Origin of the sequence: Rhodoferax sp. OV413 (genome assembly GCF_945881795.1) — a bacterium.
Taxonomy (GTDB): Bacteria; Pseudomonadota; Gammaproteobacteria; order Burkholderiales; family Burkholderiaceae_C; genus Allorhodoferax.
The window spans coordinates 1-4,452 of sequence record NZ_CAMCVG010000133.1; the positions used below are offsets into that span (position 1 = coordinate 1).

Consider the following 4,452-nt stretch of genomic DNA (forward strand, 5'->3'; position numbering starts at 1 on the left):
TGGCGCTGCTGTGTGCCCTTGCTTTGACCAGCCGCTGGACGGCGCTGCGCTGGCTGGTCGGCAGCTACACCTATGTGATTCGTGGCACGCCGCTGCTGATTCAGGTGTACCTGATCTATTACGGGCTCGGCCAACTGGAATGGATTCAAACCCGGTGGGACGATGTGTGGCCCTGGACGCACTTCAAGGAACCATTTTTTTGTGCGCTGCTGGCTTTCAGCTTGAACACGGCTGCCTACACCGCCGAGATGCTGGCAGGCGCTATTCGCGAAACATCGGCGGGCGAGATGGAGGCAGCGCAGGCCTATGGCATGAGCCGCTTTCAGGCCATGCGGCGCATCGTATTGCCCAGCGCCTTGCGCCGCACCCTGCCCGCTTACAGCAACGAGGTGGTGATGATGCTGCAGAGCACCAGCCTGGCCAGCGCCGTGCCCAGCATGCTGGACGTGACCGCTGCCGCCAGCCGAGTTTATTCAGACTATTACCTTCCCTTCGAGGCCTACATTGCGGCAGCAGCTATCTATTTGATAGCAACTTTCTGCCTGATCGGCGTTTTCCGGCTCGCTGAAAGGCACTTTTTGGCCTACCTCGCGCCGCGTAAGGACTGAGCATGCAACGCCACGACCACCCGCTTATTTCTAACAGCCTGGGCAGCCAGCGCAGCCTCTGCAGCTTTCATTACGGCAGCCCGGGTGCGGAGCCAAAGATCTACATCCAGGCCAGCTTGCACGCTGAAGAGCTGCCGGGCATGCTCGTCGCCTTTCACCTGCGCGGCCTGCTCGACCAGGCCAAAGCGCAAGGCCGGCTGCGTGGCGAAATCGTGCTGGTGCCGGTCGCCAATCCGATTGGCCTCGCCCAGCGGCTGGACCATAAGCCCATGGGGCGCTTTGAGTTGGATAGCTCCGAGAACTTCAACCGCCACTACCCCGACCTCGCGCTGGCGGTGGCGGATGGAGTCAAGCCCAGGCTCACCCAAGATGCGGCCGCCAATGTCAGGACTGTGCGGCAGGCGATTGGCCGCTACCTTGACCAGTGGCAGCCCGCCACCGAGCTGCAAAGCCTGCGCCGCACCCTGCTGACGCTGGCCCATGACGCCGACTACGTGATCGACCTGCACTGCGACTGCGAAGGCGTGATGCACTTTTACACCGAAGAACCCTGCTGGCCCGGGCTCGAGCCGCTGGCGCACCTGCTGCAGTGCCGGGCCATATTGCTTGCGCGCAATTCGGGCAGCGGTCCGTTTGACGAATGCCTCTCGGGCGTGTGGTGGCAGCTGGCCGAGCGGCTGGCCGCCGAAGGTCTGAGCCTGCCCCTCCCGCAGGCCTGTAACAGCACCACGGTGGAACTGCGCGGCGAAGCCGATGTATCCCACGCCTGGGCGCAGGCCGACGCCCTCGCCATCTTTGATTTCCTCGCGCTGAAGGGCGCGATTAACAGCGATTCGCCGGTTCGCATCCCCGCGCCCTGTGCTCCCGCCACGCCCTTGGCGGGCTCTGAAACGCTACAGACCCCCGTGCCCGGCGTGGTGGTTTTTGCCGCCCAACCCGGCGACTTCTTGCAGCCCGGGGATTTGGTGGCTGAAGTCATCAACCCGATGGAGAACACCCGCCATGCGGTGCGGGCGGGGGTCGCAGGAGTGTTCTATGCCCGTGTGCGCGACCGCTATGCCGTCTCAGGCGGCGAAATTGGCAAAATTGCCGGCGCCACCCCTTTTCGCAGTGGTGACCTCCTGGGCGCCTAAGCGCCACTTGATTTGCACGCCCCAACACCTCTGCCCCAACAGCCCCCTCATCCATCCATGACCGACACCCCCAAGCCCATCAAACTTCAGGTCGACAACATCCACAAGCGCTTTGGCCAGAACGAGGTGCTCAAGGGTGTTTCCCTCTCGGCCCAGGCTGGGGATGTGATCAGCATCATCGGAAGCTCCGGCTCAGGGAAAAGTACTTTTTTGCGCTGCATCAACCTGCTGGAGAAGCCGCACCAGGGCCGGATTCAGGTTGCCGGAGAGGAACTCGTGCTGGTGCCAGGCGCATCCGGCGAGCTGGGCCCCAAAGACCCGAAGCAGCTCCAACGCCTGCGCACCAAGTTGGCCATGGTGTTCCAGCACTTCAATCTGTGGGCGCACATGACCGTGCTGCAAAACATCATTGAGGTGCCGGTGCAGGCACTGGGCGTGTCCAAAGATGTGGCGGTTGCAACGGCGCGCACCTATCTGGCGAAGGTCGGCCTGGCCGGTGTGGAAGACCGCTACCCCACCCACATGAGCGGCGGGCAGCAGCAGCGCGTGGCGATTGCGCGGGCCTTGGCGGTAGAGCCGGAAGTTATGCTGTTTGACGAACCCACCAGTGCGCTGGACCCCGAGCTGGTGGCCGAGGTGCTGCGGGTAATGAAAAGCCTGGCCGAGGAAGGCCGCACGATGGTCGTCGTGACCCATGAGATGGGCTTTGCCCGCGAAGTCTCGAACCACCTGATCTTTTTGCATCAAGGCCGGGTTGAAGAACAGGGCCACCCGGCTGACGTGCTGTCCGCCCCCAAGAGCGAGCGGCTGGCCCAATTTTTGTCCGGCAGCCTTAAGTAAACATCTTCAGAGAAATAGCCGCTCCATGTCTGAACATCGCTTTATTCTTGCCGGCGTCATGGGCTGGCCGGTGGCGCACACGCGATCGCCCGCCATCCACAACCATTGGATTGCCGCCCACGGCCTCCAAGGCGCCTATGTACCGCTGCCGGTGCAGCCCGCCAACTTGGAGGCAGCCATCCGGGGCCTTGCGGCGCTGGGTTTTGCCGGCTGCAATATCACCGTGCCGCACAAAGTGAGCGCTATGGCGTTCATGGACGAAGTGCACCCCGCCGCACAGCGCGTAGAGGCCGTTAACACGGTCGTAGTTCGCGAAGACGGCTCCCTGCTGGGTACCAACACCGACGGCGAGGGGTACCTCCAGAGCCTGCGCGACGCCGACTCGGCGTGGCGCGCGGACACCGGCCCCGCCATGGTGATTGGCGCCGGCGGCGCGGCGCGCGCTATCGTGGTGGCCTTGCTCGACGAAGGCGCGCCCGAACTGCGCATCACCAACCGCAGCCCGGAGAAGGCGCAAGCCTTTCGCGATGCGTTCGGAAACCGTGTCACGGTGGTGCCTTGGAGCGAGCGCAACACAGCCATGGCCGGAGTAAGCCTTCTGATCAACACCACCACCCAGGGCATGTACGGCCAGCCGCCGCTGGACGTGGTGCTGGACGACTTGCCGGCGCACGCCATGGTGTCAGACGCCGTTTACATCCCGCTTGAGACGCCTCTGCTGCTAGCCGCCCGCCTGCGCGGGCACCGGACAGTGAACGGTCTGGGCATGCTGCTCAATCAGGCCCGACCAGGCTTTAACGCTTGGTTTGGCGTGATGCCGCAGATCACGCCAGAGCTGGTAGCCGCGGTACACGCTACCTTTTAACGGCTCGCAGCACCGCCGCAGGAATTCGGCAAGGCTTGAAGGTCGCCGCCTGAACGCAGGCAATACGGATGCGGCCTTCGGCCAGTAGCGTGTCGCCGCGGCGGGCTTCTTGCTGGATGAGCATCGAGGCAGCGCCCTGCTCCTGCACCTGCACACTGATCTGGAGCAGGTCGTCGAGTCGGGCCGGACTGACATAGCGAGTTTGCGCCTCAGCCACCATGAACATGACGCCCGCCTCCTCGCGCAGAGTCTGCTGTTCGATGCCGGATGCGCGCAGCCATTCGGTGCGGGCGCGCTCAAAAAACTTCAAGTAATTGGCATAAAACACCACACCGCCTGCGTCAGTGTCTTCCCAATACACCCGCACAGGAAAAAGGAACTCCTTCATAGACCCGTTACCTTTTGGCTCTGGATGCTCGCTGACTCCGGCGGCGATTCTTCGTTTTGGGGTGAGGTCAAGCGGCGAATAGTCAGGTCACAGCGCTGATCGATCAGCGCAAGTATCTGGTCGATGATGGGGTGGCTGTTGCCCTGGCTCTTAAACCTTGCCTGCGTGGTACGCGCCAAGTCCGGCAGGCGCTTGGCAATCTCGAGAATCCGCTTTTTTACCTGGGCGGGCGACAGGGCTGCATCCAGGGCGAACTGCTCCCAGTGCCGTGCCATCACCTCAGAAAATTTGTACTTGCTGCCGATCTTCATGGCCATTTTTTCGGTCAGAGTGGGATAAACGGCTGTACATAACGCGTCGTACAGCGGCGTCAGCGCGGCACCTGTCGGGGTGTACAGCAGAGAGAAGTTCTTACCATGCGCATCGTGGTTGCCGATCAGGGCGTTGAAAACGACATAGTCCAGCAGCCTGAGCGTGTGGGGCGCGCTGGGGCGCGTAGCGCTGCGCAAGAGCGCAAACGCCTGGGGGAGGCCAGGGCCGCCTTCGTTTTGGTACTTGTGCTCGGAGACGATGCCAAGCGCCTGACAAAAGTCTTCCTGGTGCAGGCGCAGCACGGGC

General features: G+C 62.8%; 6 protein-coding genes. 4 read left to right on the top strand and 2 right to left on the bottom strand.

Features of this window, described 5'->3' with window-relative positions:
- The 4 genes from Q0O05_RS11530 to Q0O05_RS11545 all read left to right on the top strand — a co-directional run.
- On the top strand, positions 1-608 hold a 608-nt coding region (locus Q0O05_RS11530), incomplete at its 5' end, for an ABC transporter permease subunit (protein ID WP_293663187.1).
- Between the two features lie 2 nt (positions 609-610).
- Positions 611-1,741 carry a succinylglutamate desuccinylase/aspartoacylase family protein gene (locus tag Q0O05_RS11535; RefSeq protein WP_293663188.1) on the top strand — a complete coding sequence of 377 codons (1,131 nt, stop codon included), beginning with the start codon at positions 611-613 and terminating at the stop codon, positions 1,739-1,741.
- A gap of 57 nt (positions 1,742-1,798) precedes the next feature.
- The gene (locus Q0O05_RS11540; RefSeq protein ID WP_293663190.1) at positions 1,799-2,581 is read left to right on the top strand and encodes an ATP-binding cassette domain-containing protein; all 783 of its coding nucleotides are present in this window, start codon (positions 1,799-1,801) and stop codon (positions 2,579-2,581) included.
- Between the two features lie 25 nt (positions 2,582-2,606).
- Positions 2,607-3,446 (top strand): shikimate dehydrogenase, encoded by an 840-nt coding sequence (locus tag Q0O05_RS11545; protein ID WP_293663191.1) that lies wholly within the window; start codon positions 2,607-2,609, stop codon positions 3,444-3,446.
- On the opposite strand, the gene ybgC is transcribed toward Q0O05_RS11545, so the two are convergent.
- Positions 3,436-3,834, bottom strand: coding sequence for a tol-pal system-associated acyl-CoA thioesterase (ybgC, locus tag Q0O05_RS11550; RefSeq protein WP_293663192.1), 399 nt, complete (start codon positions 3,832-3,834; stop codon positions 3,436-3,438). The two genes, Q0O05_RS11545 and ybgC, sit on opposite strands and share 11 nt — an antisense overlap.
- A partial coding sequence (locus Q0O05_RS11555; RefSeq protein WP_293663193.1) for a HipA domain-containing protein occupies positions 3,831-4,452 on the bottom strand: 622 nt, incomplete at its 5' end. The genes ybgC and Q0O05_RS11555, both read right to left, overlap by 4 nt.

Coding starts and splice junctions, on each gene's coding strand:
- Q0O05_RS11535 (WP_293663188.1), top strand. CDS start 611: ATGCAACGCCACGACCACCCGCTTATTTCTAACAGCCTGGGCAGCCAG.
- Q0O05_RS11540 (WP_293663190.1), top strand. CDS start 1,799: ATGACCGACACCCCCAAGCCCATCAAACTTCAGGTCGACAACATCCAC.
- Q0O05_RS11545 (WP_293663191.1), top strand. CDS start 2,607: ATGTCTGAACATCGCTTTATTCTTGCCGGCGTCATGGGCTGGCCGGTG.
- ybgC (WP_293663192.1), bottom strand. CDS start 3,834: ATGAAGGAGTTCCTTTTTCCTGTGCGGGTGTATTGGGAAGACACTGAC.